Source organism: Cupriavidus sp. HMR-1 (assembly GCF_000319775.1).
Classification (GTDB): domain Bacteria; phylum Pseudomonadota; class Gammaproteobacteria; order Burkholderiales; family Burkholderiaceae; genus Cupriavidus; species Cupriavidus metallidurans.
Window position 1 is genome coordinate 1 of sequence record NZ_ANKP01000273.1, and the last position, 2,934, is coordinate 2,934.

Annotated in this window: 3 protein-coding genes; all 3 read right to left on the minus strand. The window is 63.3% G+C overall.

Annotation, left to right across the window (positions count from 1 at the left end; translation table 11 throughout):
* Positions 1 to 72: 72 nt before the first annotated feature.
* The gene (locus D769_RS29420) at positions 73 to 561 is read right to left on the minus strand and encodes a hypothetical protein (RefSeq protein WP_241227920.1); all 489 of its coding nucleotides are present in this window, start codon (positions 559 to 561) and stop codon (positions 73 to 75) included.
* A gap of 350 nt (positions 562 to 911) precedes the next feature.
* Positions 912 to 1,946: a branched-chain amino acid ABC transporter permease gene (locus D769_RS29425; protein ID WP_008652242.1), complete on the minus strand. Its 1,035-nt coding sequence runs from the start codon at positions 1,944 to 1,946 to the stop codon at positions 912 to 914.
* Positions 1,946 to 2,830 carry a branched-chain amino acid ABC transporter permease gene (locus D769_RS29430; RefSeq protein ID WP_008652243.1) on the minus strand — a complete coding sequence of 295 codons (885 nt, stop codon included), beginning with the start codon at positions 2,828 to 2,830 and terminating at the stop codon, positions 1,946 to 1,948. The genes D769_RS29425 and D769_RS29430 overlap by 1 nt, the downstream gene beginning before the upstream one ends.
* Between the last annotated feature and the right edge of the window lie 104 nt (positions 2,831 to 2,934).

A 2,934-nucleotide genomic window follows, 5' to 3' on the forward strand; every position in this document is an offset into this window, starting at 1 on the left:
ACGTCGTCAATTGAGCGCTTACGAAAGACAAACTCCATGGATGAACAATCAGGAAGGGTTCGGAAGCGCCTGTCAGCCCAGATGCTTGGCTGTCGGTACGAGGTTGCCGCGCCAGAGGCCTTCAGCCCCTCGCACGAAGCCGGCTGGCGCGCGCGCGGCATCGGCGATCAGTCCAGGTGCCAGCATGGCGTGACGGATGCCGTGAGCCCGGCACCACTCGGCCAGCACGATGCAGCATTCGGCCAGCCAGTCGTCGGCATCGCCGGATTCCGGCGGCCACCACTCGGTCGCCATTGCCACCCGTCCACCTGTGGACAAGCTGTGGACAAGCACTATGGGCAATAGCGCGCGCACCGCGTCGGTGCCTGCCATCAGGCAGATGCCGTGTCCGCCCTGCTCCAGCAAGGCATCCAGCGCCAGCCGCCGCCCACGCGCCTCGGGCACCGCCAGTGGCGCACGTGCCATCAGCCACGCATCCAGGACGGGCGCGTCGGCCGCCACGCCTGGGCGTACCCAGCGCTGCGTTTCAATGGGAATCGGGGAGTCGGGATGGACGGACATGACCGGGCCTTGGAAGCTGGCCGGCATTGTCGCATGGGGCTTTGCGGGCGGTCATGCCGAAGTTGCATCACCCGCACTTCCCATCGACATGGGCGCTGGAGAAGTGACTGAAAGTTGATATTCAGGCGCCAGAAATGAAAAAGGCGTTGCTGGGGATCACCCGGCAACGCCCTTTTATCGTATTGGCTGCTGCTACCCGACACCGGGTGCGCGCCTGTCGTCTCCTCGCTTCCGCCTCCAAGTAACCTGCGAAAACCGTATATGGAATGTAACGAAGCGGTGCGTATGAAACAAGTCAGCAATAACCCTAGCCCCAAAATCGGGCATGTCGACCCGTCTTCACACCCTTGCTATTTCTTCCGGCTCGTGAGTGCGATCAGCTCGCCCATGATCCCGCGGCGGAAGGTCAGCACGCAGATCACGAAGATCACGCCCGTCACCATCGTCACCGATTCGCCCAGCGAATTGAACCAGTCGAGGCCGGTCACCGAGGCCAGGAACGTGCCGATATCGCCCAGCTTGTTCTCGAGCGCCACCACCACGAACGCACCGACGATCGGGCCGGACAGTGTGCCCAGGCCGCCCACCAGCGTCATCAGGATCACCGAGCCCGACATCGACCAGTGCACGTCCGTCAGCGTCTCGAAGCCGAGCACCAGCGCCTTGATCGAGCCAGCCAGACCGGAGAGCGCTGCCGAAAGCACGAAGGCCAGCAGCTTGAAGCGGTCGACATCGTAACCCAGAGAAATGGCACGCGGCTCGTTCTCGCGGATGGCCTTCAAGATTTGGCCGAACGGCGAGTGCACCGTGCGCACGATCAGCGCGAACGCCGCCACGATGATGACCAGGGCCACGTAGTAGAGGGTCAGGTCGTCGGAGAGCGGCAGCACGCCAAGCAGCTTGCCGCGCGGAATGCCCTGCAGCCCGTCCTCACCACCCGTCATCGGCACCTGCAGGCAGAAGAAGAACAGCATCTGCGCCAGCGCCAGTGTGATCATCGAGAAGTAGATGCCCTGGCGGCGAATCGCCAGCGAACCCACCACGTAGCCGATCGCCGCGCCGCTCAGCGTGCCGAAGATCAGGCCGAGTTCGGGTGTCACGCCCCAGACCTTCATCGCGTGCCCTGCCGCATAGCCCGCGCCGCCGAAGAACGCCGCGTGGCCGAACGACAGCAGGCCCGTGAAGCCGATCAGCAGATTGAAGGCGCACGCGAACAGCGCGAAGCACAGCACCTTGAGCACGAACACCGGGTAGGCACCGGCCAGCGGCGCCGCGATCAGGCCCAGCAACAGCAGGCCATACAACACTTTCTTCTGCACGCCCGTTCCTTCCTTGAAGCCCTTGGCCTCCACGGCCGCAGTCGTTTGTCCGGTCGGTCCACTCATCACTTTTCCCTCCCGAACAGCCCTGCCGGGCGCAGCATCAGCACGATCACCATGATGAAGAACACCACGGTCGACGATGCCTCAGGGTAGAACACCTTGGTCAGGCCTTCGATCACACCGAGCCCCAGGCCCGTGATGATCGATCCCATGATCGAGCCCATGCCGCCGATCACCACCACCGCGAACACGATGATGATCAGGTTCTGGCCCATCAGCGGCGACACCTGGATGACCGGTGCCGCCAGCACGCCGGCAAACGCTGCCAGCGCCACGCCGAAGCCGTAGGTCAGCGTGACCATCAGCGGCACGTTGATACCGAATGCCTCGACGATCTTGGGGTTCTCGGTGCCGGCGCGAAGGTACGCGCCGAGCTTGGTCTTCTCGATCACGAACCAAGTGGCCAGGCACACTACGATCGACGCGGCCACCACCCATGCGCGATAGTTCGGCAGGATCATGAATCCGAGATCGGTCGCGCCCTGCAGCGCATCGGGCGCCGAGTACGGCAGCCCCGACACCCCGTAGATCGAGCGGAACACGCCTTCGATCACCAGCGTGATGCCCAGCGTGAGCAGCAAGCCGTAGATGTGATCGAGCTTGTAGATCCAGCGCAGCATCGTCTTCTCGATGATGACACCCAGCACGCCGACCACGAGCGGCGAGAGAATCAGCATCACCCAGTAATTGAGTCCGACGTACTCCATGCCCGCCCATGCCAGCACGGCACCGAGCATGAAGAGCGCGCCGTGCGCGAAGTTGATCACGTTAAGCAGGCCGAAGATCACGGCCAGCCCAAGGCTCAGCATCGCGTAGAAGGCGCCGTTGACCAGGCCCAGCAGCAGCTGGGACAGCATGGCGGGTAGCGGTATTCCGAAAATATCCATGGCTTAGATTGCCTTCTGGGTCTCCCCTCTCCCACAAGTGAGAGAGGGGTCGGGTGAGAGCGCATGGCGGGCCCAATTGCCGCCCTCGCGTACTGAAACGCTGA

Coding starts and splice junctions, on each gene's coding strand:
- D769_RS29420 (WP_241227920.1), bottom strand. CDS start 561: ATGTCCGTCCATCCCGACTCCCCGATTCCCATTGAAACGCAGCGCTGG.
- D769_RS29425 (WP_008652242.1), bottom strand. CDS start 1,946: ATGAGTGGACCGACCGGACAAACGACTGCGGCCGTGGAGGCCAAGGGC.
- D769_RS29430 (WP_008652243.1), bottom strand. CDS start 2,830: ATGGATATTTTCGGAATACCGCTACCCGCCATGCTGTCCCAGCTGCTG.